This is a genomic window from Rhodocyclus tenuis, assembly GCF_014197755.1.
Lineage (GTDB): Bacteria > Pseudomonadota > Gammaproteobacteria > Burkholderiales > Rhodocyclaceae > Rhodocyclus > Rhodocyclus tenuis.
Map to the genome: position 1 here is coordinate 451,308 of NZ_JACIGE010000002.1, position 26,261 is coordinate 477,568.

At 64.9% G+C, this 26,261-nt stretch carries 23 protein-coding genes and 1 pseudogene; 16 read left to right on the top strand and 8 right to left on the bottom strand.

Translation table 11 applies throughout. The features are described 5' to 3' along the window. Nucleotides 1-48 precede the first annotated feature (48 nt). From GGD90_RS04820 to GGD90_RS04840, 5 genes are all read left to right on the top strand, one after another. Nucleotides 49-945: a recombination-associated protein RdgC gene (locus GGD90_RS04820; RefSeq protein WP_153114664.1), complete on the top strand. Its 897-nt coding sequence runs from the start codon at nucleotides 49-51 to the stop codon at nucleotides 943-945. 44 nt (nucleotides 946-989) lie between these two features. Continuing rightward, nucleotides 990-1,748 (top strand): YdcF family protein, encoded by a 759-nt coding sequence (locus GGD90_RS04825; RefSeq protein ID WP_153114665.1) that lies wholly within the window; start codon nucleotides 990-992, stop codon nucleotides 1,746-1,748. 131 nt (nucleotides 1,749-1,879) lie between these two features. Further along, complete coding sequence (locus GGD90_RS04830; protein ID WP_153114666.1) at nucleotides 1,880-3,067, top strand: acyl-CoA dehydrogenase; 1,188 nt, start codon at nucleotides 1,880-1,882, stop codon at nucleotides 3,065-3,067. A gap of 118 nt (nucleotides 3,068-3,185) precedes the next feature. Next, a complete protein-coding gene (locus GGD90_RS04835; RefSeq protein WP_153114667.1) occupies nucleotides 3,186-4,181 on the top strand; it encodes a DUF1887 family protein in 996 nt (331 codons plus the stop codon). Between the two features lie 35 nt (nucleotides 4,182-4,216). Next, nucleotides 4,217-4,483, top strand: a complete 267-nt coding sequence (locus tag GGD90_RS04840; protein ID WP_153114668.1) for a hypothetical protein — start codon at nucleotides 4,217-4,219, stop codon at nucleotides 4,481-4,483. A gap of 795 nt (nucleotides 4,484-5,278) precedes the next feature. Here GGD90_RS04840 and GGD90_RS04845 read toward each other — a convergent pair. The 5 genes from GGD90_RS04845 to cbiB all read right to left on the bottom strand — a co-directional run bounded on the left by GGD90_RS04845 (nucleotide 5,279) and on the right by cbiB (nucleotide 11,157). Further along, on the bottom strand, nucleotides 5,279-5,479 hold the full coding sequence (locus GGD90_RS04845; protein WP_153114669.1) for a hypothetical protein: 201 nt from the start codon (nucleotides 5,477-5,479) through the stop codon (nucleotides 5,279-5,281). Nucleotides 5,480-5,492: 13 nt separating this feature from the next. Further along, nucleotides 5,493-7,766 carry an NADP-dependent malic enzyme gene (locus tag GGD90_RS04850; RefSeq protein WP_153114838.1) on the bottom strand — a complete coding sequence of 758 codons (2,274 nt, stop codon included), beginning with the start codon at nucleotides 7,764-7,766 and terminating at the stop codon, nucleotides 5,493-5,495. Nucleotides 7,767-7,923: 157 nt separating this feature from the next. Then, nucleotides 7,924-8,865, bottom strand: coding sequence for a cobalamin-binding protein (locus tag GGD90_RS04855; protein WP_153114839.1), 942 nt, complete (start codon nucleotides 8,863-8,865; stop codon nucleotides 7,924-7,926). Between the two features lie 29 nt (nucleotides 8,866-8,894). Continuing rightward, nucleotides 8,895-9,926 carry a threonine-phosphate decarboxylase CobD gene (cobD, locus tag GGD90_RS04860; protein ID WP_153114670.1) on the bottom strand — a complete coding sequence of 344 codons (1,032 nt, stop codon included), beginning with the start codon at nucleotides 9,924-9,926 and terminating at the stop codon, nucleotides 8,895-8,897. Continuing rightward, a complete protein-coding gene (cbiB, locus tag GGD90_RS04865) occupies nucleotides 9,919-11,157 on the bottom strand; it encodes an adenosylcobinamide-phosphate synthase CbiB (RefSeq protein ID WP_153114671.1) in 1,239 nt (412 codons plus the stop codon). Before cbiB ends, cobD begins: the two co-directional genes overlap by 8 nt. Nucleotides 11,158-11,342: 185 nt before the next feature. Between cbiB and GGD90_RS04870 the strand changes: the two genes are divergently transcribed. Beyond that, nucleotides 11,343-12,905 carry a cobyric acid synthase gene (locus tag GGD90_RS04870; protein ID WP_221227666.1) on the top strand — a complete coding sequence of 521 codons (1,563 nt, stop codon included), beginning with the start codon at nucleotides 11,343-11,345 and terminating at the stop codon, nucleotides 12,903-12,905. A 56-nt stretch (nucleotides 12,906-12,961) separates the two neighbouring features. Here GGD90_RS04870 and GGD90_RS04875 read toward each other — a convergent pair whose 3' ends face one another. Then, complete coding sequence (locus GGD90_RS04875) at nucleotides 12,962-13,414, bottom strand: universal stress protein (protein ID WP_153114673.1); 453 nt, start codon at nucleotides 13,412-13,414, stop codon at nucleotides 12,962-12,964. A 40-nt stretch (nucleotides 13,415-13,454) separates the two neighbouring features. After that, nucleotides 13,455-14,006 carry a bifunctional adenosylcobinamide kinase/adenosylcobinamide-phosphate guanylyltransferase gene (gene cobU / locus GGD90_RS04880; protein WP_153114674.1) on the bottom strand — a complete coding sequence of 184 codons (552 nt, stop codon included), beginning with the start codon at nucleotides 14,004-14,006 and terminating at the stop codon, nucleotides 13,455-13,457. A 156-nt stretch (nucleotides 14,007-14,162) separates the two neighbouring features. Here cobU and cobT point away from each other — a divergent pair, with 156 nt between their 5' ends. From cobT to GGD90_RS18390, 10 genes and pseudogenes are all read left to right on the top strand, one after another. Beyond that, complete coding sequence (gene cobT, locus GGD90_RS04885) at nucleotides 14,163-15,215, top strand: nicotinate-nucleotide--dimethylbenzimidazole phosphoribosyltransferase (RefSeq protein WP_153114675.1); 1,053 nt, start codon at nucleotides 14,163-14,165, stop codon at nucleotides 15,213-15,215. Beyond that, nucleotides 15,212-16,054: an adenosylcobinamide-GDP ribazoletransferase gene (locus tag GGD90_RS04890; RefSeq protein ID WP_153114676.1), complete on the top strand. Its 843-nt coding sequence runs from the start codon at nucleotides 15,212-15,214 to the stop codon at nucleotides 16,052-16,054. Before cobT ends, GGD90_RS04890 begins: the two co-directional genes overlap by 4 nt. Then, complete coding sequence (locus tag GGD90_RS04895; RefSeq protein WP_153114677.1) at nucleotides 16,039-16,767, top strand: histidine phosphatase family protein; 729 nt, start codon at nucleotides 16,039-16,041, stop codon at nucleotides 16,765-16,767. The genes GGD90_RS04890 and GGD90_RS04895 overlap by 16 nt, the downstream gene beginning before the upstream one ends. 10 nt (nucleotides 16,768-16,777) lie before the next feature. After that, a complete protein-coding gene (gene rfaQ, locus GGD90_RS04900) occupies nucleotides 16,778-17,917 on the top strand; it encodes a putative lipopolysaccharide heptosyltransferase III (protein WP_153114678.1) in 1,140 nt (379 codons plus the stop codon). After that, nucleotides 17,914-19,044: a glycosyltransferase family 4 protein gene (locus GGD90_RS04905; protein ID WP_153114679.1), complete on the top strand. Its 1,131-nt coding sequence runs from the start codon at nucleotides 17,914-17,916 to the stop codon at nucleotides 19,042-19,044. Before rfaQ ends, GGD90_RS04905 begins: the two co-directional genes overlap by 4 nt. Before the next feature lie 82 nt (nucleotides 19,045-19,126). Next, nucleotides 19,127-20,890 carry a lipid A export permease/ATP-binding protein MsbA gene (gene msbA / locus GGD90_RS04910; protein ID WP_153114680.1) on the top strand — a complete coding sequence of 588 codons (1,764 nt, stop codon included), beginning with the start codon at nucleotides 19,127-19,129 and terminating at the stop codon, nucleotides 20,888-20,890. 97 nt (nucleotides 20,891-20,987) lie between these two features. After that, nucleotides 20,988-22,100, top strand: coding sequence for a glycosyltransferase family 9 protein (locus GGD90_RS04915; protein ID WP_153114681.1), 1,113 nt, complete (start codon nucleotides 20,988-20,990; stop codon nucleotides 22,098-22,100). A gap of 283 nt (nucleotides 22,101-22,383) precedes the next feature. After that, on the top strand, nucleotides 22,384-23,175 hold the full coding sequence (locus tag GGD90_RS04920; protein ID WP_153114682.1) for a glycosyltransferase family 2 protein: 792 nt from the start codon (nucleotides 22,384-22,386) through the stop codon (nucleotides 23,173-23,175). Between the two features lie 90 nt (nucleotides 23,176-23,265). Next, nucleotides 23,266-24,582, top strand: a complete 1,317-nt coding sequence (locus GGD90_RS04925) for an O-antigen ligase family protein (protein ID WP_153114683.1) — start codon at nucleotides 23,266-23,268, stop codon at nucleotides 24,580-24,582. Nucleotides 24,583-25,287: 705 nt separating this feature from the next. Next, a pseudogene (locus GGD90_RS18390) lies at nucleotides 25,288-25,449 on the top strand (DapH/DapD/GlmU-related protein); the annotation flags it as partial. A gap of 99 nt (nucleotides 25,450-25,548) precedes the next feature. Here the strand turns inward: GGD90_RS18390 and GGD90_RS04935 are convergent. After that, complete coding sequence (locus tag GGD90_RS04935; RefSeq protein WP_153114685.1) at nucleotides 25,549-26,208, bottom strand: hypothetical protein; 660 nt, start codon at nucleotides 26,206-26,208, stop codon at nucleotides 25,549-25,551. Between the last annotated feature and the right edge of the window lie 53 nt (nucleotides 26,209-26,261).

Genomic DNA, 26,261 nt, shown 5'->3' on the forward strand with positions numbered 1-26,261 from the left:
GCTGCCCCCCTGTTGTCGCACTCACCGCCTTACCCGGAGCAAATCCCCATGTGGTTCAAGAATTTACAGCTCTACCGCCTGCCGACCGACTGGGCGATCACCGCCGAGAGCCTGTCGGCACAGCTGGCGCAACGCCCGCTCGCCACCTGCGGCGGGCTCGACGCACAAACGCTCGGCTGGGCCGCGCCGCGCGACGGCGGCGAGCTGGTGCACGCGGTCAACGGCCAGTGGCTGCTGGCGCTCGGCGTCGAACAGAAGCTGCTGCCCGGATCGGTGGTGACGCAGTTCGCCAAGGATCGCGCCAAGGAAATCGCCGAGAACGAGGGCCGCAAGGTCGGCCGCAAGGAAATGCGCGATCTGAAGGAACGCATCACCGAAGAACTGCTGCCGCGCGCCTTCGTCCGCCGCCGCACCACTTTCGGCTGGATCGACCCGCAGCACGGCTGGCTGGTCGTCGACGCCGCGTCGCCGGCCAAGGCCGAGGAATTCCTCGAAACACTGCACAAGACGCTCGAATCGCTGCCGGCCAAGCCGTTGCATCTGGCGCGCTCGCCGGTGGCGGCAATGACCGGCTGGGTCGCCGACAACGAAGCACCGGCAGGCTTCTCGCTCGACCAGGACCTCGAACTGCGCTCGCCGGAAAAGGCAACCGTGCGCTACGCGAAACACAGTCTCGACGGCGAGGAGATTCGCGCGCACATCGCCGCCGGCAAGACGGTAACGCGTCTGGGAATGACCTGGAACGACCGCATTTCCTTCCAGTTCGGCGAGTCGGGCGCGATCAAGCGCGTCGCCTTCCTCGACATCCTCAAGGAAGAGAACGAGACCGATGTCAGCAACGAGGATGAGCGCTTCGACCTCGACTTCACGCTGATGGCCGGCGAACTGGCGAAGCTGTTTGCCGACCTGATCGACGCGGTCGGCGGCGAGGCAGAAGCCGGCTGACGGCGGACTGAACACGGGCGAATATAGGGCCGGAATCCTGCGCGATGCTGTTCCTCCTGAAAAAGCTCATCACCGTCATCGTGCTGCCGCCGGTCGGGCCGCTGCTGCTGGCGGCGCTCGGCCTGCTGCTGGCGCGTTCGCGCCGGCGCGGCTGGCGCCTTGGCGGGTTCACACTGGCGTGGAGCGGCATCGCGCTGCTTTTCGCGCTGTCGCTGCCGGTGGTATCGCGCGGACTGAGCGACAGCCTCGGCGGCGAAGTGCTGTCGCCCGCAGAGATCGCGAAAGCGCAAGCCATCGTCGTCCTCGCCGGCGGCATCCGCCAGCACGCACCGGAATACGGCGGCGTCGGCGTGCCGCGCGAGCATTCGCTGATGCGCCTGCGCTACGGCGCCCACCTGCAGCGCAAGACCGGCCTGCCGCTGCTGCTCAGCGGCGGCGCGCCGGGCGGCGGCGAAGCCGAGGCGACGGCGATGGCGCGCGCGCTGCACGACGACTACGGCCTCGACGCGCGCTGGGTCGAAACGCAATCGCTCGACACGCGCGACAACGCCGACCTGTCGGCAAAGATGCTCGCCGCCGCCGACATCCACACCGTCCTGCTCGTCACCGAACGCTTCCACATGAAGCGCGCGCAGGCCGAATTCGAGCGCGCCGGACTCAAGGTCATTGCGGCACCGACCCTCTTCCCGAGCAACAACGACGAGGCAGACTTCCTCTCCTCGCTGCCATCGATGGGGGCGCTGCGCGAAAGCACGCTGGCGCTGCACGAATGGCTGGGAATCCTCGCGCAGCGGCTGCGCTGAGACGAAACACGCCGCCCCCGGCCGCGCCAGCGCAGCGCCTGAACGCGGCGCTTGGATGCGGCACCAGAATTCAGTCCTTTCCTTCTACAATCGCCGGCAGCCCTCGCCCGCCCGATTCAGGAAGGATTCCGATGCCATCCGCCAAACCGCGCTTTTCCTGGGAAGACCCGTTCCAGCTCGACCGTCAGCTGAGCGACGAGGAACGCATGGTGCGCGACAGCACGCGTGCCTTCTGCGAGGAACGCCTGCGCCCGCGCGTGCGTGACGCCTTCCGCCACGAACACACCGATCCGGCGATCTTCCGCGAGATGGGCGAACTCGGCCTGCTCGGCCCGACGCTGCCGCCCGAATACGGCGGCGCCGGTCTCAATTACGTCAGCTACGGGCTGGTCGCGCGCGAGGTCGAGCGCGTCGATTCGGGCTACCGCTCGATGCTCTCCGTGCAGTCCTCGCTGGTGATGCTGCCGATCTTCGTCTTCGGTAGCGAAGCGCAAAGGCGCAAATACCTGCCGGCGCTGGCACGCGGCGAGTTGATCGGCTGCTTCGGCCTGACCGAACCAGACCACGGCTCCGATCCGGGCAGCATGGCGACGCGCGCCCGCCGCGTCGACGGCGGCTTTCGCCTCACCGGCAGCAAGATGTGGATCACCAACTCGCCGATTGCCGACGTCTTCGTCGTCTGGGCGAAGAACGACGCCGGCGACATCCGCGGCTACCTGCTCGAAAAAGGCATGGCCGGCCTGACGGCGCCGCCGATCCACGGCAAGGTCGGCCTGCGCAGCTCGATCACCGGCGAGATCGTCATGGACGAGGTGTTCGTCCCGACCGACAACGAACTGCCCGGCGTCAGCGGCCTGAAAGGGCCGTTCACCTGCCTCGATGCGGCGCGCTACGGCATCGCCTGGGGCGCGCTCGGCGCCGCCGAGGACTGCTGGCACACGGCGCGCCAGTACGTGCTCGACCGGCAGCAGTTCGGCCGCCCACTCGCCGCCAACCAGCTGATCCAGAAAAAGCTTGCCGACATGCAGAGCGAAATCGCGCTCGGCCTGCAGGGCTGCCTGCGCCTCGGCCGCATGAAGGACGAAGGCAGCGCCACGCCGGAAATCACCTCGCTGCTCAAGCGCAACTCCTGCGGCAAGGCGCTCGACATCGCCCGCAACGCGCGCGACATGCTCGGCGGCAACGGCATTTCCGACGAATTCGGCGTCATCCGCCATCTGGTCAATCTGGAAGTGGTGAACACCTACGAAGGCACGCAGGACATCCACGCGCTGATCCTCGGCCGCGCGCAGACAGGAATCGCGGCTTTCGACGGCTGAGCCGTCCGGTCACGCCGGCAGCAGCCGCACGCCCGGCTGCAAAGGCTTCTTCATTGGCGCCGCCGCTACGACGCTGTCCTACCCTATACTTGCCGGACAAGAAATCAGGGAAGGGCAGATGGGACTCTATCGTTGCAACAAGTGCGGCTATCTAGCAGAAGTCGCCGCCAGCGATGTCGGCAGCAGCAGCAACTGCCCGCGCTGTGGGCACGCCAACACCGCATACGACACGGTTTTCTTCGTCGGCAAATTGCTGGAGCGCTACTTCGCACTGCGGACGACACATGCACAAGGCAACAGCGAAGCGGCAGACAACGGCAAGGCGCCGGCAGCCCCCGCCAGCCCGCCCAAGCTCGAAACGTTGAACATCTACAACACCGCGCTGATCGCCACCGACCTGCAGCACGGGCCGCTCAACGAATGGTTCGGCAAGCGACGCATCCGCATCCAGCCGAACCTTGAAGCCGTCGACACAACCGGCTTTTTCGACGAGGTGGCGCTCGAAATCGGTAACAACTACGAGCTGTTCAAGCCACTGCTCGATCAGGTGCGCTTCGCGCAGGCGAAGAGCCACTGGGGAATCAAGGTTGAACTCGGCAAGTACAAGGAGGCGGACAACCTCGCGATAGTCACCTTCTGCCGCCAGTTGCACGAGTACTCGTTCTTCTCGCGCTACATCTACCAGAAGGGTGAGAAGACCATCCGCCTCGGCATTCAGGAATCGGTCAAGATCCAGCGCTTCTTCAACGGCGAATGGCTCGAGTGGTTCGCGCTGATGCAGGTGCTGGAGATCTGCAAGGAGCGGCACGCAGAGCTGTCATGCGCGCGCAATTTGTCGATCACCTTTGCTAACGAAGAGCAGAACGAACTCGACGTCTTCTTCCTGCTCAACGGCGGCGAGCCGGTGTGCATCGAATGCAAATCAGGCGAGTTCAGGGAAAGCATCGACAAATACGTCTGCCTGAAAAAGAAACTCGGCCTCGATAAAGCGCACTTCATCCTCTGCGCCACCGACCTGACCGACGAACAGGCACGCGGCCTGAGCAGCATGTACGGCCTGACTTTCGTCAACGAACAGGGGCTGGCGCCGCACCTGCAAGGGCTGCTCGGCTGAACGCCGCCGCCATCGCACCCTGACGCCCGGCGACGATGCTACTGCTTCTCTTCCTGCTCATCCTGCTACTGGCCGTCGCTTGGGGTCTGGCCGACTACCAGCTCAACGCGCGCATCGACAGCGCCACGCCACCGGCACCGCCAGCGGTCGTCCGGTCGGGGCAAGCAACGCTGGCGCCGAATCCGCCAGTCATTACGCCACGCGACGGCGAAGGCAGTACGGGAGATCAAGCCGGAAGCGATGCCACGGGCACGACAGAAAGTGCCGATCCTGCGCCAGATGCGGAAGGCCGCGCCCGCTGAGCACTGGTTTGCACCACGTCTGGCCAAACGACCCGCCTGCCTGAGCACTCCTTTGTCATCACGATAGCAAGCGGCCATAACCCGGCGATCGGGGCAGGCATCCGATCAATATTCAAGGCGTACTCAAACCCGGTCGAGTGGCCGGCACCTGCCGACTAAGCTGCTTTTAACGGGGAGGAACGACCACCGTGGTGGTGCCAGTACTTCCGGTTGCGCCAGTGTTACCCTGATTGCCCTGTGCGCCTTGCGGGCCAGCCGGACCGGCTGCGCCGCCGCATGCACTCAAGGTGAATATCGTTAGCGCTGCCACAGCAAGTTCTAAAAGTTTCATGATGATTTCTCCTGGCTGGATTAAGAGATCCGCCAAGATGAGTCCCAGGGACCTCCTCGATGTGATCAGTATCCGGAAAATGCTCAGCGTCGGCAGATCAGGCCATCGCCATTTTGGGAACAGATCGGAAGCCGGAGTGCAGGTATCTTTTTAGCGGATACCATATTTCAGCGGATCTTTTCCCTTGGTTGAAGGTACGCGCACGCTGCCATCCAATCCGTGCGCTGGCGCACAAACCCCCCTCGCCCTGAGCGATCTGCGCTTTACCTTCATCGAGTTCTCGGCTCGCCTAACTGGCCGAATATGGCCGATAGGTCCTGGGAAGAGCATCTACGGCACGACGTACCAACCCTGAGGTCACCAGCGGCTGCTGCGTAGATCTCCATTGAGCAGAAATTGTGTTCTGCCAAATGGCTGCTCAGGAGAAAGCTGAAGGCCGTTAAGAGGCGGGACGTCCGAAAACGCTACTTCCCGTACTTCCTGAACACCAGTCTCGCGTCCTCGTGCGCGCGCTCCAGCGTGCAGATCGACGGATCGTCGTCGTGGCCGGAGAAAAACTCCTCGTCCTGTGCGCGCATCACCATGCGGATCGCCGCGTCGTCGGCGACGTCGTATATCTCGGTGATCAGCGTGGTCACTTCGTCGAGGTGTTCTTCATAGCTCATGTGCGCCGCCATATCACTTCTCCTGCGCGTCGACGACGGCCAGTGCGGTCATGTTGATCAGCCGGCGGACGGTTGCGGTGTCGGTGAGCACATGCACCGGCCGCGCGGCGCCGAGCAGGATCGGGCCGATGGTGACGCCTTCGCCGCCAGTCATGCGCAGCAGGCTGTAAGAGATGTTGGCGGCGTCGATGTTGGGCATGACCAGCAGGTTGGCTTCGCCCTTGAGCTTCGATTCGGGGTACTGGCGGCGACGCACGTCCTCATCGAGCGCGGCGGCGCCCTGCATTTCGCCGTCGACTTCGAGCTTGCCGGTCGACTGGCTGGCGAGCAGCGCGGCGGCGCGGCTCATCTTCTGCGCCGATGCCGATGACGACGAGCCGAAGTTGGAGTGCGAGAGCAGCGCCGCCTTCGGCGCGATGCCGAAGCGCTCGATCACTTCGGCGGCGAGCAGCGTCATTTCGGCGATTTCCTCGGCGCTCGGGTCGCGGTTGACCTGCGTGTCGCAGATGAACAGCGAGCGGCCGGTGAGCATCAGGTAGTTCATCGCGGCGAAAGTGTTCACGCCGGGGCGCTTGCCGATGACGTCGGCGACGATCGCCAGATGCTGCTCGTACTGCCCGCGCACGCCGCAGATCAGGCCGTCGGCGTAGCCGAGGCGGACGAGCATGGCGCCGACCAGCGTGTTGTTGCGGCGCAGTTCGAGGCGCGCGATGTCAGGCGTGACGCCGCGCCGCACCATCAGCTTGCGGTAGGCCTGCCAGCTTTCCTCGAAGTAGGTGTCGCTTTCCGGGTCGACGACGTCGATATCGACGCCCGGCCGGATGCGCAGCGCGCACTCGGCGAGCAGCGACTCGATCACCGCCGGCCGGCCGACCAGGATCGGTCGCGCCAGGCGTTCCTCGACGATGATCTGCGCGCTGCGCAGCACGCGTTCGTCCTCGCCCTCGGCGAAAACGATGCGCTTCTGCGGCCCGTGCTTGGCGGCGGAGAAGATCGCGCGCATGCCGAGACCGGTGTGATAGACGAATTCCCTGAGCTTTTCGGCGTAGGCGTCAAAGTCGGCGATCGGCCGCGCGGCGACGCCCGATTCGACCGCCGCGCGCGCCACCGCCGGCGCGATTTTCATGATCAGGCGCGGATCGAAGGGGTTGGGGATCAGGTATTCGGGGCCGAAGGAGCGATGCTGGATGTGGTCGGCGGGGCCGGCGTCGACCAGTTCGGCACGCGCCAGATCGGCGATGGCGTGCACGCAGGCGAGCTTCATTTCCTCGGTGATGCGCGTCGCGCCGCAATCGAGCGCGCCACGGAAGATGAAGGGGAAGCAGAGGACGTTGTTCACCTGGTTCGGATAGTCCGAACGGCCGGTGGCGATGATTGCGTCTGGGCGCACCGCCTTCACTTCCTCGGGCATGATTTCCGGCGTCGGATTGGCGAGCGCGAAGACGATCGGCCGTTCGGCCATGGTCGCCACCATCTCGGACTTGAGCACGCCGGCGGCGGAGAGGCCGAGGAAGACGTCGGCGCCGACGACGGCGTCGCCGAGCGTACGCGCTTCGGTGTCGCGCGCGTAACGCGCCTTGGTTTCGTCGAGCTTGTCGGCGCGCTGCGTGTGGATGACGCCCTTCGAGTCGCAGACGATGACGTTGGCGCGCGAGACGCCGAGATCGCACCACAGGTCAAGGCAGGAGATCGCCGCCGCGCCGGCGCCGGAACAGACGACGCGGATGTCCTCGATGCGCTTGCCGACGACGAGCAGCGCGTTGTGCAGCGCCGCCGCCGAAATGATTGCCGTACCGTGCTGGTCGTCGTGAAAGACCGGAATCTTCATCCGCTCCTTCAGCTTCTTCTCGATGTAGAAGCACTCGGGCGCCTTGATGTCTTCGAGGTTGATGCCGCCGAGCGTCGGCTCGAGCGCGGCGATCATCTCGATCAGCCGGTCGGGGTCGTTCTCGGCGAGTTCGATGTCGAACACGTCGATGCCGGCGAACTTCTTGAACAGGCAGCCCTTGCCTTCCATCACCGGCTTGGCGGCGAGCGGGCCGATGTTGCCAAGGCCAAGCACCGCCGTGCCGTTGGTGACGACGCCGACGAGGTTGGCGCGCGAGGTGTACAGGCTGGCCGTCGCCGGGTCTTCGACGATGGCGTCGCAGGCGGCGGCGACGCCGGGCGAATAGGCGAGCGCCAGATCGCGCTGGTTGGTCAGGCCCTTGGTCGGGCGGACGGAAATCTTGCCGGGCGTCGGATACTGGTGGTATTCGAGGGCGGCGGCGCGCAAATCATGTTCCATGTGTTCCATGTTGTGTCTCCTTGTATGGCCGGGCGTCAGGTGCGCTACGGCTCGGCAGTGGCGTCGGCGAATGCGGCAGTATCGCCGACAGCGCGATGGACAGGTAAGTCGGCAGCGGCGGCGCAGGCCGCCGATGCCGTTCGGGTGGAAGTGTGCATCAACGCCGCCGCGAACGCGCGGTTTCCAGCGCCTGACAGAGGCGCTCGGCGCCGTCGAGCAGGCGTGGCGTGTGCCGCTGGATCAGCTCGGGCGGAACGAAGAACAGGTTGTCGCGCGCCACCGCCGTCAGCGACGGCCAGCGCCGCCAGTCGTCGAGCCATTCGGGCCGCGCGGCGTCCATGCCGCTGGCGACGATCGCCTCGGGGTTGGCGGCGAGAACTCCTTCGACGGTCACCGTCGGCGCCATCGTGTCGAGCGCGGCAAAGATGTTGTCGCCACCGCACAGGCGGATCGCATCGCTGATGATCTGCCGGCCACCGATGGTCATCAGCGGCTGTTTCCAGATCTGGTAGAAGGTGCGCACTTTCGGCCGCTCGCCGTAGCGCGCGCGCAGCGCCGCCAGCCGCTCGCGGAACTGCGTCGCCGCGGCGTGGCCGGCAACCGGCTCGCCGCCGAGCTCGCCGAAGCGTTCGAGCGCGCTGGCCACGTCCTCGATGTGGTTCGGCTGCGAGAGAAAGACCGGGATGCCGAGCGCGCGCAGGCGCTCGATCTGCGCCGGCGCGTTGCCGCTCTGCCAGCCGACGACGAGATCTGGTTTGAGCGCGAGTACCGCCTCGGCGTCGAGACGCGAATAGCCGCCGACGCGTGGCAGGCGCTTCGCCGCTTCGGGATAGTCGGCGTAGTCGACGCTGCCGACGACGCGCTCGCCGACACCTGCTGCATAGAGGGTTTCGGTGATGTGCGGCGCCAGACTGACGATGCGCCGCGCCGGTCGCGCCAGACGCAGCGTGTTGCCGGCGTCGTCGCTGACGACGATGGCCGTCGACGCCGCCGGTGCGGCAGCGGCCGGCGGCACTCCGACCGCCAGCAGCGCAGCCAGCACGGCCAGCGTCGGCGCCACTGCGCCACGCCGCGCAGCCCGTGCGTTCTCGCCGGACATTGCGGCACCTGTTGTTCGCTCACTACCGCTCATGCACCCTGTTCCTTCATGTTTTCCATCACGCTTTCTTTCGCGATTGCGGCCAGCGCCGCGGCCAGCCGCTGCCATTCCGCCTCGACGCCGGGCAGGCCGAAGCGCAAGCCGCAGGGATCGTCGAAACGCCGCGTCAGGATGCCGCGCCGTGCCAGCGCCGCGTGCAGGGCGGGTGCTTCGGCCAGCGGCAGCCAGCAGAACAGCGCCGTGCGCCGCACCGCGCCGAAAGGCGCGAGCAGCGCGGCTAGGCGGGCGCTGTCACGCGCCAGCCGGGCGCGCGTCGCCACCTGCCAGTCGCGGTCGGCGAGCGCACCGGCGGCGGCGAGCCGCGCCGGACCCGAAACCGGCCACGGACCGATGCGCTCCCTGAGCGCGCTGCGCAAGGCTGGCGGCGCCAGCGCAAAACCGACGCGCGCGCCGGCCAGGCCGTAGAACTTGCCGAGCGAACGCAGCACGATGATGTTCTCGGGCAGCGTTCGCGGCAGTGCGTCGACGCTGCCGGTGAGCGACAGTTCCGGCGTCGCGTCGCCGAAGGCTTCGTCGACGACCAGCCAGCCGCCGTGCGCAGCGAGCCGCGCGGCGGCGGCAGCGAGGCGTTGCGGCGTGAACACCTCGCCGTCCGGGTTGTTCGGGTTGGCGAGGACGACGACGCGCGCGCGGGCGGCAAGGTCCTCCAGCTGTTCGGCGGCGAAGCGCTGCGGCACGCGACCGGCGATGGCGAAGGCGTGCGCGTGCTCGGCGTAACACGGTGCCAGCACCGCCACCGGACCGGTCGGCAGCAGGTAAGGCAGCGTCTGGATCGCCGCCTGCGAACCGGGCAGGGGTAGCGGCGCCGGATGGCCGTAAGCGGCGGCGGCGATCTGTTCCAGACTATCGTCGTCTTCGGGCAGGCGCTGCCAGCAGGCAGCAGGCAGCGGCGGCACCGGCCAGCCGAGCGGATTGATGCCGGTCGACAGATCGAGCCAGTCAGCGAGCGGAATGCCGTAGTGGGCAGCGGCCTGCCGCAAGCGCCCGCCGTGCTCAAGCATGCTCGCCGCCCCGGTTGTGGTTGGCCGTGCCAATGGCGCTGACGGAGAACGCGGTGCGGGAAAGAGACGCCGCGGGCGCCGATTCTGATGCGACGCTGGAAACGGATGCAGACAGCGATGCGGACGATGATCCGGCTGCCGCTGCGGGCGCCACTGCCGGCCCGCCCGCAACGAAAGCAACGGCAAGCGCGAGCACGAACCAGAGCGAAAGCCACAAGGCCAGCGCGCGCCGCACCAGCCTCAGCGCCGAGGCGATGTCGGCACCGCGCGGGGCGCGCCCGGCGCCGAGTGTCGGTCGCGTTTCGATCTGGCCGTGGTAGGTGGCGGCACCGCCGAGGCTAAGGCCGAGCGCGCCGGCGCCGGCGGCCATTACCGGCCCGGCGTTCGGGCTGTCCCACTGCGGTGCCTGACTGCGCCAGCAGGCGAAAGCCGTGCGCGTTGCGCCGCACAGCGCGTAGGCGACGGCGGTGAGCCGCGCCGGGACGTAGTTGAGCAGATCGTCGAGGCGCGCTGCCGCCCAGCCGAAAGCGGCCAGCCGCGGCGTGCGGTAGCCCCACATCGCGTCGAGCGTGTTGGCCAGCCGGTAGAGCACGGCGCCCGGCCCGCCGAGCAGGGCGAACCAGAACAGCGCACCGAAGATGGCGTCGGCGCCGTTTTCCAGCGTCGATTCGACGCAGGCGCGGGCGACGCCCTCCTCGTCGAGTTCGGCGGTGTTGCGCGAAACGAGGAAGGAAACATGCCGGCGCGCCGCAGCGAGATCACCGGCGACAAGATCGGCGCCGACCTGCACCGCGTGTTCGGCGAGACTGCGTCCGCCGAGCGCCAGCGTCAGCAGCAGCACGTCGCCGATCCAGCCGAGCCGCGCCGGCGCGCACAGCCAGGCGGCCAGCGCCACCCAGGGCAGCACGGCGAGCGCCCAGGCGAGCAGTCCGGCGCCACGGCGGATCACGTCGGTCGACGGCGGGTAGGATTCAGCGAGCGGTGCCGCCTTGGCAACAGCCAGCGCCGCCGCCGGTGTTGCGCCTGCCTGCGCCGTGATCGTCCCGCCCGCATTGCCGCCCTGCGTGTTCTGCCGCGGACGGTTGAGCGCACCGGCGAGCGCATCGGCGAGCTTGCCGAAACCGACCAGCGGATGAAAGCGCGGCGGCTCGCCGAACAGACGATCGAGCAGCACCGCGGCCAGACCGGCCAGCGGCAGCAGCAGAACGTCGGGGAGCGCGAAAAGGGGCATCGGCAGGAAGGTAAGCGGAACGGCGACGGGACTGGGGGAAGCGGGGAAGTGCGGAGCGGCCGCAGGAAGCGGCGGCGAACATGCGAGAATCGGCGCTCGCCAAAGAGCCGCATTTTACGATGAACCCGCCTGCCACTCCCGCTCGGGATCGCATTCCCACCCGCGTTCCGCCTTTCACCGACCTGATGGTGCAGGGCTGCACCTCCGACGCCGGCAAGAGCACGCTGGTCGCCGCGCTGTGCCGCATCCTGCATCGCGAGGGCGTGCGCGTCGCGCCGTTCAAGCCGCAGAACATGGCGCTCAACTCGGCGGTGACGGTCGATGGCGGCGAGATCGGCCGCGCGCAAGCACTGCAGGCGCAGGCCGCCGGTGTGGCGCCGCACAGCGACTTCAACCCGGTGCTGCTCAAACCATCAAGCGACCGGCGCGCGCAGGTGATCGTGCATGGCCGCGCGCTGACCGACCTCGATGCACGCGATTACCACGCCTACAAGCCGCGCGCGCTTGGCGCCGTGCTCGAATCCTGGCGACGGCTGCAGGCGCAGTACCAGACGCTCGTCGTCGAAGGCGCCGGCAGCCCCGCCGAGATCAACCTGCGCGACCGCGACATCGCCAACATGGGCTTCGCCGAAGTCGTCGACTGCCCGGTGATCCTGATCGCCGACATCGACCGCGGCGGCGTTTTCGCGCATCTCGTCGGCACGCTCGAACTGCTCTCGGAGAGCGAACGCGCGCGCGTCGTCGGCTTCGTCATCAACCGCTTCCGTGGCGACATCGGCCTGCTGCAGTCGGGGCTCGACTGGCTCGAACAACGCACCGGCAAGCCGGTGCTGGCCGTGCTGCCCTACCTGATGGACCTCTACCTCGACGCCGAGGACGCGCTGCCGCGCGCGCCGACCACCGGCAGCGGAAAGCGCCGCCTGCGTGTCGCCGTGCCGGCGCTGCCGCGCATCTCGAACCACACCGATTTCGACCCGCTGCGCTTTCACCCGGACGTCGATTTCCGCTTCGTCGGCCCGCAGGAGCCGCTTCCCGACAGCGAAGCTGGCGGCGCCTGCGACCTGATCATCCTGCCCGGATCGAAATCTGTGCAGGCCGACCTCGCCTGGCTGCGCGAACGCGGCTGGGAAGCGGCGATCGCGCGCCACCTGCGCTACGGCGGGCGCCTGATCGGCATCTGCGGCGGCCTGCAGATGCTCGGCACGCAACTCGACGACCCGTTCGGCCTCGAAGGTGCGCCAGACAGCGTTGCCGGACTCGGCTGGCTCGATCTGCGCACGACGCTGGCGCCGGAGAAGACGCTGCGCCGCGTACGCGGCCGGCTGGCGCTCGCCGGCAACCCGGCGCTGTCCGGCTACGAAATTCACCACGGCGCAACAAGCGGCACCGCGCTGGCGCGCCCGGCAGTGTGGCTGGAGTGTGATGCGCCCGACGCGGACGAAAGTACCGTTGATGCGGCCGCAAAAAACGCTGCCCCTGTAAGCCGCCCCGACGGTGCGATATCCGCCGACGGCCGCATTCTCGGCACCTACTGCCACGGGCTGTTCGACGAGGCGGAAGCGCTGGCGGCGCTGCTCGAATGGGCCGGCGCGGCGCCGACGACGACGCGCTTCGACGCCGCGGCGCGGCGCGAACAGGATCTCGACCGGCTGGCGCAAGCGGTCGACGCCGCCTTCGTCTGGCCGAAGCTGACGGCGGCGCTGGCTGATTTCACTGCCGCGCGCGAGCGCCGCAACGAAAAACAATAATATGTTGTTTATATTGCTTTTTTAGACATCACGCCGGTAGTGGCACGGCAGCGCAACTACTCGCCGCGCACCAGCAGCAGCGAGACATCGGTCTTGCGCACCAGCTTTTCGGCAACGCTGCCGACGAAGAAGCGCTCGACGCCGCGCCGGCCGTGCGTGCCAACGACGATCAGGTCGGCCTGCCATTCGCCGGCCGCCTCGGCGATCAGATCGGGGACGCTCTTGCGCTCCGACTCGACGACTTTCACCTCGGCCTCGATACCGGCGGCACGCGCCTGCGCGGCGGCCTCGACGAGAAAGCCCTGCGCGCCGAGACGCAAGCGGTACTCGGCCTTGCCGACGCTGTTCGGCAACATCATTTCGACCTCGCGGTGGGCGAAGATGGTTTCGTCTATGGCGTGGCAGATGAGCAGACGGGCGCCGTATTTCTGCGCCAGATCGACGGCAGCGCTGAGCACGCGCGTGGTCATGAAACCTTCGTCGATGGCTACGATGATGCGCTGGTACATGGCGACTCCTCCAGTGATCGGCTGCGGTTTTCGGCGCCGGTTACGGCTCTTTCAGACTCAGCGGCAAGCCCGCCGCGACCAGCGTGACGCGCTCGCAGGCGGTGGCGACGCGCTGGTTGAGACGGCCCTGCTCGTCGGCAAAAACGCGCGACACGGCGGCCATCGGCACGATTCCCCAGCCGACCTCGTTGGAGACGATGACGATGCGTCCGGGCAGCGTCGGCAACACCTCGATCAGCGCGTCAATGGCGCCAAAGAAGCGCGGGCAGACGACCGGCTCGCCGGCGTCGGCCTGCGCCGCCGCGTCGCTGGCGAACAGTTCGTTGGCCAGCCACAGCGTCAGGCAGTCGACCAGCAGACAAGTTTCCGGTGCCGCGTGGCGGCGCAGCGTTGTCGCCAGATCGAGCGGCGCTTCGACCAGCCCCCAGCCGGCCGGCCGGCGTTCCTGGTGGATGGCGATGCGCCGCGCCATTTCGTCGTCGCTGGCACGCGCGGTGGCGATGTAGGTCACCGGCAGGCCGCATTCGAGGGCCCGCCGCTCGGCGAGGCGGCTCTTGCCCGAGCGGGCGCCGCCGATGATCAGCTCTTTCATGGCGCAAAGCTTAGCATGCAGGCCGCCGCGTATAATCGCGCCTTCGCCGGCCCGCCCGGCAGGCGCGCGCGACGCTTCCGGCACGGCCGCATCCGGCGGTCGCAGATGCGGTGCGCAGCCGCCGCCCGCCCTTTTTCCGTTCTGCCAAGGTCACTCATGAATTTCTCAGTTCCGCGCGTTGACGACGCGCTCGTCGCCGCCCTGCAACACAAGATCGACCGCAAGACCAAGCCGCTCGGCGCGCTCGGCCTGCTCGAAAAGCTGGCGCTGCAGGTCGGCCGCATCCAGAACACGCTGTCGCCCCAGCTCGGCGAAGCGCAGATGCTCGTCTTCGCCGCCGACCACGGCGCCGCCAAGGCCGGCGTTTCGCCCTTCCCGCAGGACGTCACCTGGCAGATGGTCGAGAACTACCTCGCCGGCGGCGCGGCGATCAACGTCTTCGCGCGGCAGAACAAGATCCGCCTGCACGTCATCGACGCCGGCGTGGCGCACGAATTCGGCCCGCGCGACAACCTGATCGACGCCAAGATCAGCCCGACCGGTACGCGCAACTATCTTGAAGAACCAGCGATGAGCGCCGCCGAGCGCGACGCCGCGCTGGCCAAGGGCATCGAGATCGCGCAGCGCGTCGCCGACAGCGGCGCGCGCGTCTTCGCCTTCGGCGAAATGGGCATCGGCAACACCGCCGCTTCGGCGCTGATCACCAGCCAGCTGACCCGTACGCCGCTGATCGACTGCATCGGGCGTGGCGCCGGTCTTGACGACCGCGGCCTTGAACACAAGCGTGCGCTGCTGCAACGTGCGGCGGCACGCGCCGCGCTGCCGGCCGACGCCGACGCACTGACCGTGCTCGCCGAATTCGGCGGTTTCGAGATCGCGATGATCGCCGGCGCGATGATCGGCGCCGCGCAACGCGGCGGCCTGCTGCTCATTGACGGTTTCATCGTCACCGCGGCGCTGCTCGTCGCCGTGCGTCTGGCGCCGGAAGTGCGCGACTACTGCGTGTTCTGTCACCACTCGGCCGAGCCCGGCGCGCAGGCGCAGCTGAAGTCGCTTGCCGCCGAACCGCTGATCGACCTCGGCCTGCGCCTCGGCGAAGGTACCGGCGCCGCGCTGGCGTGGCCGCTGGTGCAGTCGGCCGCCGCCTTCCTCAACGAGATGGCGAGCTTCGAGTCGGCCGGCGTCAGCGACAAGGAACCGCGCGGGTGAGCGAAGGCGCACGCGAAGACGGCAGCCCGGCACCCGGCGACGCAGCACCCGCCAGTCCGGTAGACGCTGCCGTACCGCCGGTCGGCGCGCTCAAGCGCGAGGCCGGCTATTTCTTCGCCGCGCTCTACTTCTTCACACGCCTGCCGGCGCCGGCCTGGGTTGGCCACAACGCGCCGGCGCTGGCGCGCTCGGCGCGCTACTTTTCGGCAATCGGCCTGCTCGTCGGCGGCATCGGCGCCGCCGTTTTTGCGCTGACGCATCTCTTCTGGCCGCTGACGCTGTGCGTGCTCGCCTCGATGGCGGCGACGATCTACCTCACCGGTGCGATCCACGAGGACGGCTGGAGCGACACCGTCGACGGCTTCGGCGGCGGCTGGAGCAAGGACAAGATCCTCGCCATCATGCGCGATTCGCGCATCGGCAGCTTCGGCGCGACGGCGCTGGTGCTGATCCTGATCTTCAAGTTCTGCGCGCTGCTCGAACTCGGCGCCGCGCTGATTCCGGCGGCGCTGATCGCCGGCCACGCGATCTCGCGCTTCTGCGCGACGACGCTGATGGCGACGCTCGACTACGCGCGCGAGGAAGGCAAGGCGAAAGCCGTGGCGAGCAAGCTGTCGCCCGGCGAGATGGTCGTCGGCGCGCTGTTCGTTCTGCCCGCACTGGTTTTCCTGCCACCGCTGCCGGTGGCCTGCGGCATCGTTCTCGCGCTGCTGGCGACGCTGTGGCTGGCGCGCCTGTACCGGCGCCAACTCGGCGGCTACACCGGCGACTGCCTCGGCGCCGTGCAGCAGCTCTCGGAAGTGGCGTTCTACGGCGGCTTGCTGTGCGTGTTTTCCTGATCCGCCACGCGCGGCCGCTGATCGAGCCGGGAGTCTGTTACGGACGGCTCGACGTCGAGGCCGACGCCGCGGAGACGCAGGCGGCGGCAAGGCGGCTGGCCGGATTGCTCGCCGCGCAAGGTGGAGCTGGAAGTGAAGACGGAGGCGGCTGCGACGTCGGTGATGCTGCCAGCGGCAGCGCGCTGCGCATCGTCGCCAGCCCGGCGCGGCGCTGCCGGCCGCTGGCCGACGGCGTCGCCGCGGCGCTCGGCGTGACGGCGCGCTACGACGAACGTCTGCTGGAAAAGAGTTTCGGCGACTGGGAAGGCCGCCGCTGGAACGACATCGACGCGGCACTGATCGACGCCTGGGCCGCCGACCTCGAACACTTCGTCCCGCCCGCCGGCACGGGAGCGGATGGCGATCACCAGCCGGGAGAATCGGTGGCGGCGCTGCGCGCCCGCGTGCTGGCCTGTGCCGCCGGATTCGGCGTGCCATCCGCCGCTGGCGACTCAGCCACTGCCAAGACGGGCGATCTCGCCATCGTCAGCCACGCCGGCGTGATGCGCGTGCTGCTCGGCCAATGGCTCGGACTGCCGCTGGCCGCGTGGAGCACGCTGAAACTCGATTTCGGCACGCTGACGCGCGTCGATTTCGTCGCCGATGCGACGCATGGCGGCGCAGGAGCCGGCGTCAGCGCCCGAAAAGCCGTGCTGCACACGCTGAACGGCTAAAATCGCGGCCATGGTCAAGGATCCCGTTCCGCTCGGCGAAGTCCGCCGCGCGCTGGTCATCAAACTACGTCACCACGGCGACGTGCTGCTCAGCGCACCCGTTTTCTCCGTGCTCAAGGCGCACGCACCGCACATCGACATCGACGCGCTGGTCTATGCCGACACCGCCGCAATGCTGACGCTGCACCCGGCGATCGAGACGGTGCACACCATCGACCGCCACTGGAAGAAGCTCGGCCCGCTGGCGCAGGCGCGCGCCGAATGGGCTCTGCTGCAGACACTGCGCGGCCGGCACTACGATCTCGTCATCCACCTCACCGATCATCCGCGGGCAGCGTGGATAGCCCGGCTATGCGGTGCGCGCTGGGCCGTCGCTCCAGAGATGCGCGGGCGAGGCCACTTATGGCAATCGGCGTTTACGCATTTCACCGGCGCACCGAAGAACGCGCTGCGCCACACGGTCGAACGCAACCTCGACGCACTGCGCCGCATCGGGCTCTACCCAGCGCCGGCCGAGCGCGTCGTCACGCTGATGCCGGGCGGCGGCGCTGAAGCGCGCGTCAGAACGCTGCTCGCGGCGCAAGGGCTGGCTGACGGGAATTTCGTCCATGTGCATCCGGCGTCGCGCTGGCATTTCAAGTGCTGGCCGGTAGACAAGATGGCGGCGCTGATCAACCGGCTGCACGCTGCCGGCCATCGCGTTGTGCTCAGCGCAGCGCCCGACGCCGCCGAGCAGGCGATGATCGACGCCATCCAGTCGCGTCTGACGCAGCCGGCGATCAGCCTCGCCGGCCAGCTGTCGCTCAAGGAACTCGCCGCGCTTGCGGCTCGCGCCCGGCTCTTCGTCGGCGTCGACTCGGCGCCGATGCATATCGCCGCGGCGATGGGAACGCCCTGTGTTGCACTGTTCGGCCCGTCCGGCGACCGCGAATGGGGACCGTGGCAGGCGCCGGCAGCGGACGCTGAAGCCCCCACGCCGCGCCACCACCGCGTCATCGTCAGCGACCGCCACCCGTGCCGGCCCTGCGGCATTGACGGCTGCGGCGGTGGCAAGGTGAGCGATTGTCTGACAACGCTGTCGGTCGAGCAGGTGATGCGTGCCATCGACGACGTTCTGCCAGCCGCACCGCAGGGCGCCAGCGCCGCATGAAGATCGCTGTCATCCGCCAGCGCTACAACCCCTTCGGCGGCGCCGAGCGTTTTGTCGAGCGCGCGCTCGGCGCACTGGCGCAGGAAGGCGCCGAGGTGACGCTGATCACGCGCAGCTGGGAAGGCGCCGAATTGCGCGAAGGCTTCCGCACGCTGATCTGCGACCCTGCCGGCAGCGGCCGCGTCGCCCGCGACCGCGGCTTTGCGCAATGCGTGCAGACGGCCATGGAGAACGGTGACTTCGATATCACGCAGGCGCACGAACGCATCCCCGGCTGCATGATTTTCCGCGCCGGCGACGGCGTCCATGCCGCCTGGCTCGACCGGCTGCGCCGCGTGCGCGGCCCGCTCGGCCGCCTCGGACTGTCGCTCAGCCCCTACCATCGCTACGTGCTCGACGCCGAACGCGCGATGTTCGCGCACCCGGATCTGCGCGCGGTGATCTGCAATTCGCGGCTGATTCGCGACGAAATCGTCCACTACTACGGCGTTGCCGCAGACAAGCTGCACGTCATCTACAACGGCGTCGACCTCGACACCTTCCATCCCCGTCTGGCGGCAGAACACCGGCAAGGAATGCGCGCAGCCAACGACATCGACGCCGACGTACCGCTATTCCTCTTCGTCGGCAGCGGTTTTGAGCGCAAGGGCGTGCCACAGCTGCTCGCCGCTTTTGCCCGCCTGCGCGATCGCCGCGCCCGCCTCGTTATCGTCGGCGCCGACCGCAAGCTTGCCGCGATGCGCACACTCGCCTGCAAGCTCGGCATCGGCGAACGCACCCTGTTTACCGGCCCGCTGCAGGATGTGAAGCCCTGGTACGGTGCGGCCGACGTCTTCGTCCTGCCGACGCTCTACGACCCCTGCCCGAACGCGGCGCTGGAGGCGCTGGCCTGTGGCCTGCCGGTGATCACGTCGACGGCGTGCGGAGCGGCGGAATTGATAGAGGCCGGCGCGAGCGGCGAAATTGTCCACGCCGCTGACATCGGCGCGCTCGCCGCGGCGATGGAGGCGCTCGGCGCCGGCAGCACAAGCAGGCGCCGAGCGGCGCGCGCAGCGGTCGAGCAGCTTTCGCTCGGCGCGATGGCGCAACAGCTGCTGGCGCTATATCGGACACTGTCTTGCCCATGACCCCATGTACCCGCTGTCGGGCACTACCCATGCCTGCCGCAAAAATTAGCCCGGCAAGGGCAAGCGTATAATCCGCCGCTCAATGAAGCCTAGATCGCCTACCGAACTGAACAGCAAGCAGCTCTATCTACGCTTGTTGAGCTATGTCCGCCCGTACTGGGTGGCTTTCGTTGTCGCCCTCGTCTGCATGGGTCTATCCTCAATCGTCGAGCCAGTCTTCCCGGCACTGATGAAGAACATGCTCGACAACGGCTTCACGACGGCGAAGGAGAGTTGGGACTGGCTGCTCTACCCTGCCGCCATCGTCGGCGTTTTCATCGCACGCGCGGCACTCGGCTTCTGCGGCGACTACGCGATGGCATGGGTGTCAAACAACGTCATCGCCGAACTGCGGCAGGAGATGATCGCAAGAATCGTCCAGCTTCCCGTCGGCTATTATGGTGATCACGTCTCGGGACGCTTGATGTCACGCGTCGCCTACGATGTCAATGGCGTCGCCAACGCGGCGACCGGAGCACTGACCACCCTGGTCAAGGACAGCCTTTCGGTGATCGGCCTGCTCTGCTGGCTGCTCTATCTCAACTGGCAACTGACTTTGGTCGCGTTTGCGATGGTGCCGTTCATCGCCGTTGCCGTGAAGGGTTTCAGCGGCCGTTTGCGACGTGTATCGCGCGGCATTCAGGCCTCGCAGGGAACGATTACCCAGGTACTTCAGGAAGCGATCGAAGGCCATAAGGTCGTCAAGATTTTTGGTGGTCAGCAGTACGAGTGCGATCGTTTCCGGCGCTCGGTCCAGGAGCAGCGCCGGCTGAACATGCGCGTCGCAATTGCTGCCGGGGCACAAGGTCCGATCGTCCAGTTTTTTGCGGCGATCGCGCTGGCAACGATCATGGCGATCGCACTGCGGCAGGTTGGGAACGACCAGACAACAGTCGGGGGATTCGTTTCCTTCATTACGGCGATGCTGATGCTGCTAGCACCGGTGAAGCGACTTACCGATGTCAACGCCCCGATTCAGAAGGGACTGGCCGCCGCAGAAAGCGTTTTCTCGGTACTGGACGAAAAACCCGAGCCCGACAATGGAACGGTCACGCTTGGCCGCGCCAGGGGGCGGGTCGAGTTCTCCGAAGTTTCGTTCACGTATCCTGGCGCAGAACGACGGGCGCTTGACCAACTGAGTTTTTCGGTCGAGCCCGGAGAGAGCGTGGCGCTGGTCGGGCAATCGGGCAGTGGCAAGACGACCATCGCCAATCTGCTGCCGCGCTTTTACAGCATCGACACTGGCTCGATACGCATTGACGGCCATGCGATCGCCGACATCCGCCTTGACAGCCTGCGCGACAACATCGCGCTGGTCAGCCAGGACGTCGTCCTGTTCAACGACACGATCGCTGCAAACATCGCCTACGGCAGCAAACAGGGCGCCAGCATCGAGGAAATCCGTTCGGCCGCCCTGGCTGCGCATGCGCTTGAGTTCATCGAAATGCTGCCGGAAGGCTTGAACACGCAGATCGGAGAAAAAGGCGTCAAACTGTCTGGCGGCCAGCGCCAGCGGCTGGCCATTGCCCGCGCAATTCTCAAGGACGCCCCCATCCTCATCCTTGACGAAGCGACTTCCGCACTCGATACCGAGTCGGAACGCCACGTGCAGGCTGCACTGGAAACCCTGATGCAGGGTCGCACGACAATCGTGATCGCCCATCGACTATCGACGATCGAAAGCGCGGATCGCATCATTGTCCTGAAACGGGGGCAGGTGATCGAGGCGGGAACGCACGGCGAGTTGCTCGACAGAAAAGGTGCCTACTTCCAACTCCATCACCTGCAATTCGCGGAGGGCAATTGAACCCCTGCACGAAGAAATCGGCGACAGTTCTTCCGCACCCAGCTGAATCAGCACGCCAGAGCAAGCGTCGTTTTATTGAAGCGGATCGCCGCCGCGCATGAGCCGTTTGATCTCTCGGCTGCTGACGATCGGCCTTGCCGTGACGAATAGCCTGCGCAGGCGCAGGCCAACTGCGTCGCGTCCGGTAAGGAAAATACTTGTTGCTCATCATCTCCTGCTTGGCGACACGATTCTCCTGGCACCGCTGCTGGCAAAACTGGCCCAGCGCTATCCTGATGCGGAGCGCGTCATCCTCTGCCGCCCGGCCGTAGCGACGCTCTTTTCGGGGCGGCCCTATGGATTTGTGGCTCAGCCACACGACCTGCGCTCGTTTTCTTCCTTGCGGCAGATTCTCGCCAAGGGCCCGTTCGATATCGCTTTCGTCCTCGGCGACAACCGCTATGCCTGGCTGGCCCGCGCATCCGGCGCGAAATGGATAGTCGGTTTCGAAGGCGATCGGCCAGCCTGGAAAAACTGGATGGTTGATGAATCGCATCCCCATTCGACGGTTCCGGCGACCTGGGCGGACATGGCGGCAGGACTCATCGATGGCGCGGCACCGCAGGCATTCCGACCCGGTGACTGGCCGGCTCCGGCAGCCAAGCCACCGCACGTTCCCGGCGGCCCGTATGCCGTGCTGCACGTCGGCGCTTCGACGCCACTGAAACTGTGGCCCGCGGAACGTTGGCGTGCCTTGGCTGCGCATCTTGTGGAACTCGGCGTCACACCGGTGTGGAGCGTCGGCCCTGGAGAAACTGCTCTGGTCGACGAAATTGATCCGCTAAACCAGCATCCCCGCCATTGCGGCTCGCTAAGCTTGGCGCAACTCTGGACCCTTCTTGTCAGCGCAAAGCTACTGATATGCCCGGACACGGGAGTAGCACATCTGGGCAAGGTCGTCGGCGTTCCGACCATCGCGCTCTTCGGCCCCGGTTCCATCGACATCTATGGCAAAGGCACATTCTGGCGTGACGCGATTTACATCGCCCTCGCGGAGGAACCCTTCCCCTGCCGCGATCAGAAACTTCTTTTCCGCCGCGAACTCACGTGGGTACGACGCTGTGGACGCTCTCCGTCGGAGTGTCTCACCCCGGGAGCCTGTATGCAGGCGATTCCGCTGACTCGCGTAAAAGCGGCGGTAGATCGATTAATCAACTGCGAAGCCACATAGCCTCCTTGACAAACGGACCTGATGATATCGATTTTCAGTTCGATAGACGCCACCCCTAATCTTGCTTTCGGACATTTGTCTTCGCGTGGGGGCTCCCTCGGTCCGCGGGTTAAAATACCGGCGCGATTTGTGGGTGGCTGATACGTGCCAATCGGCGAGCGACAAGTCTTCTACAAGCAAAGCGCTCTCCGATGGTCAGGCCTGCTTCACGGCCGCCCCGCCGTCAGTCGAGCAGGCTAGTTGTAGCCATCGGGAAGCAACCCACCAACCTTTTCGCCCACCCATGCCCAAGATTTCTGTCTGCATCCTGACCTTCAACTCCTTGCGAACGCTGGAACGATGCTTGCAGCCCGCACGTGAGGTCGCCGATGAGTTGATCGTTGTCGACTCCGGGAGTACCGACGGCACCCTGGAATATCTTTCGACACAGGGCCTCGCCCCGGTCTACCGACCCTACGACACCCACTCAAGGCAAATGAACTTTGCCATCGAGCTGGCAAGCAATGACTGGGTTCTCTGTCTCGATAGTGACGAATTTCTTGACCCGGCCACGGTCGAGCGCATCAATGAGCTGAAAAAGCGGCTCGACGACGTCGGGCAAGCGTACCGGATCACCCGCCATTGGTACGTATTGGGGCGTGAAGTGCGGGCCATCTACCCGGTATCGTCCCCCGACAATCCGGTGCGCCTGTTCAATCGTATCTCCGCCCGTTTCAACGATCAGCCGGTCGATGACAAACCAACTGGCTTCACCACGACCGAGACGATACCGGGCCACGTCGTGCACGATACCTTCTTCTCGCTGAACGAGGTTTTCGACAAGGTCAATGGCTACACCTCGCGACTTGTCCGCCACAAAACGATCTCCCCCAGCCTGCTGCGGGCAGCCATCAGTCCAATATTCGCGTTCCTTAAATGGTACTTTCGTAAGGGTGGATACAAGGATGGTGCTCTCGGGATTATTACGGCAACCTATGCCGCGCTATACACCTTTCTGAAATACCTAAAGGCGTGGGCAATCCAAAATGGCTTGCCAATAGACTCCCCGCGCAAACAAGACGGTCAAGAAATATAAGAACCTGAACGTCAGATGCGAGTGATTCAACTGTTCTCTCCGACATCGGGCCAAGCGTTCGCCAACTATTGATTCGATGACCTCCTGAAAATGCGGCTCACACTCGCTCTGCTCTCGGCATTGAGCCTTCTATTCGTTTGGTCAATAAAGGGGACGATAGCGCTACGCTACTTTCTCATTGCCAGCACGCTTGCTCTTCTGGCGAACGAAATAGGAAAGTTGCGTTGGTCGGACATCAAGATCATTCGGATCCCTCTGGGCTTGCTGGGAATCCTGAGCATATGGTTTGTCATGCAGGCGATTTTCATTTCTCCTGAAACAAGCTGGGCGCTCGGTGAACTCAAGGGACAATGGTTGCCGGCGCTGGCTGCGTTGATAGCCGGAGTTCTATTGGCGAAAGGCATATCCGGTACCAGCTCCACCCGCTTCATAAACGCCGCGACACTGATGCTGGGCATCGTTTTCGTTTTTTCCCTTCAGGCTTTGATCGCTGTCGCACAGTCGCTACTGCACTGGCTGACAACAGGCGCACTGTTACGCGGACTCGTCCCCCTGACCGGTGGAAAACTTGAGATGAGTTTTATCCTCAATATTCTGCTTGCTTTTCTGACGGTCGACTTGCTCGGGAGAAGCACGGGCCGCGGCCGGCTCTTGCCGGTGCCGCTCACGGTCAATCTCGTTTGTCTGTCCGTAGCGCTTTTCGCCATGTACCTCGCGGGAGCCCGCAATGGCACCATCGGCCTGATTTTCCTCTCACTGTCGGCACTTTTCCTGTACCTCTATGACCAGTACCCGCGGATCGGACCGCAGCGCACGGCTGCCATCGGCATCGGAGTGCTCGCATTGATAGGTGCTTTCTCTTGGGCCAGCTATCAAGCCGACGCTCGCTGGAAGGTTTTCGGCGAAACCGCACAACTGGCTTGGGATATCGACAACCACGAAGAGTGGCACAGAACCTCACTACCGCGCCCGCTTCTTGCCAATGGACAACCCGCAGATGAGTCTGCCTACAATCGCATTTCCTGGATTCGGGCAGGTTTGCGCGTGATCGCTGAACACCCCGCCGGAGTTGGATACGGACGTAACGCCTTTGGTCACGCACTGAGGGAACACTATCCTCATTACCGCGGCCACTCCCATAGTGGCTTCGTAGACCTCGGCTCCGCGGTCGGATTACCAGGTTTACTTCTATGGATCGCCTTTATGGCCAGCCTGATATGGCATGGATGGAAAGAGTTCTTCGGCAGGGAGCGCCGCCTCGCCGGACTCGTACTCGTTTTCCTGGGTACAGGCTTCACTGGACGCATGTTGATTGACAGCGTTAACCAGGACCACATGCTGCAGATCTTCTTTTTCCTGACTGGCGTCTTGCTCGTCGTGAGCGCCGAGCGAAAACAGGCGCCCTAATCAAGGGCAGCAAAGAGAATGCGGGCAATCCCCTCGAAAATATTGCCTTTGCGCAAAATCAAGAGGTCTGGCACAACGTGTTTGTCGCGCACATCTGGCTTGGAAAACAATGCCACCAATGGACCGCAAGTTCGATTCAGTTTCGTCGCCGGGGCGTCGCCCTCGCTCGCTAAGGGAGGTAGAAGCGCTCTTCCTCATCGCGGCCATCGCCCGCGGGATGAGCGCTGTCATAGCTCGGGGGTCGAGCACCACCTGAACCGGATAGACGATTGCCATTCACAACTCAGCCAGAAACCTATTTATATGAAAACCTTCAGGAATATAATTTTTTCGCTCAAACACAGAATATCTAACGGCAGCAGGGTTTCCATTGGCGTATATATTAAAGGCTTTGAGAACATACGACTCGGCAGAAATTGCAAAATTCACGACAGCTCGTCGCTGGACGCGTCGAGAAAAGGTCGCATCGAGTTTGGCCAAAGAGTAACCATAAATCGTTACGCGGATTTGAAGGGCGGAGCGGGTGGAGTAAAACTTGGCGACGGAGTCGAAATCAATAACCAGACCGTGATCGACGGAACTGGCGGAATAGAGATCGGAAACGATACGTTGATTGGTCCAGGGGCAAGAATAATTTCCTATCAGCACGAGCACGCTGCCGGGAAGCTGATTCGCCTGCAACCAACGGTGGGGAAATCGATAAAAATCGGTAGCGGCGTCTGGATAGGTGCAAACGCCGTTATCTTGGCTGGCATCACTATCGGTGATGGAGCAGTGATCGGTGCGGGTGCGGTAGTTACGAAAGACATACCGCCAAACGCGATCGCCGTTGGAGTTCCGGCCAGAGTCAAAAGCTACCGAACCTGAGGAACCGGGGCGAAGTCGAGTGCAGAAAATAGTCTGATGACTGTTGCCGCCATATTCTTATCCGCCCACAGCAATGACAAATGCAAAAACCCGCCATACTCAGAGCAACGGCACGCCGCTTTCCGCAGAGAATTCGCTATCAGTGGTAAAAATTGGGAGGCCGATGCTTACCGCTCTCGCCAGAACAAAGCGATCGGCGTCGACATGACCACGTAAAAAATTCAGTTTATTGTAAGCATGACCAGCCTTGCTCAGTGAAAAACCGCTCATCACGACGCGCCTGGCGCCTAAATGCAGCGCCAGAAATGCCAAAAAAATTCCATTAGAAGGCTTCTCCGCATCAGCCAAGCTCATTTGCAGCACTTCTTCCATCACTTCTACGCGCCGCATGGTGTTCAGGAGCTTGAGTGTACCGTAGCGGTAGCGCAAAAAAAACAGCAGCAGTTTGATATGAAGACGCTTTCTCAAAGCATTCTCGTCGCTAAGAACGATTAGATTTTCTGTACCCAGACCCCGCAACGCCTTACGCGTTGCAACATTGGTCTTGAAGCTTGACTTTATCAACGAGGTATTGAAAACGGTGAATTTTGGCGACCCCGATATGCCGAAGGTCCCCAGCACTGCTTGAGATCCATTGACCGTGGCGATAGTCCAAGGCTCGCCGTTATCGGGCGGAAATATCGATCCCGGCGCCGACCCCAGAGCACAGACTTGTTGGCCATTGAGGTCGAAGGGAAGTTCGCAAGAGGCGTTTGTCATCGAATTTTTTGCATTTGGTTGAAGAACTGTTACCGCGTGACGGACAATTATAA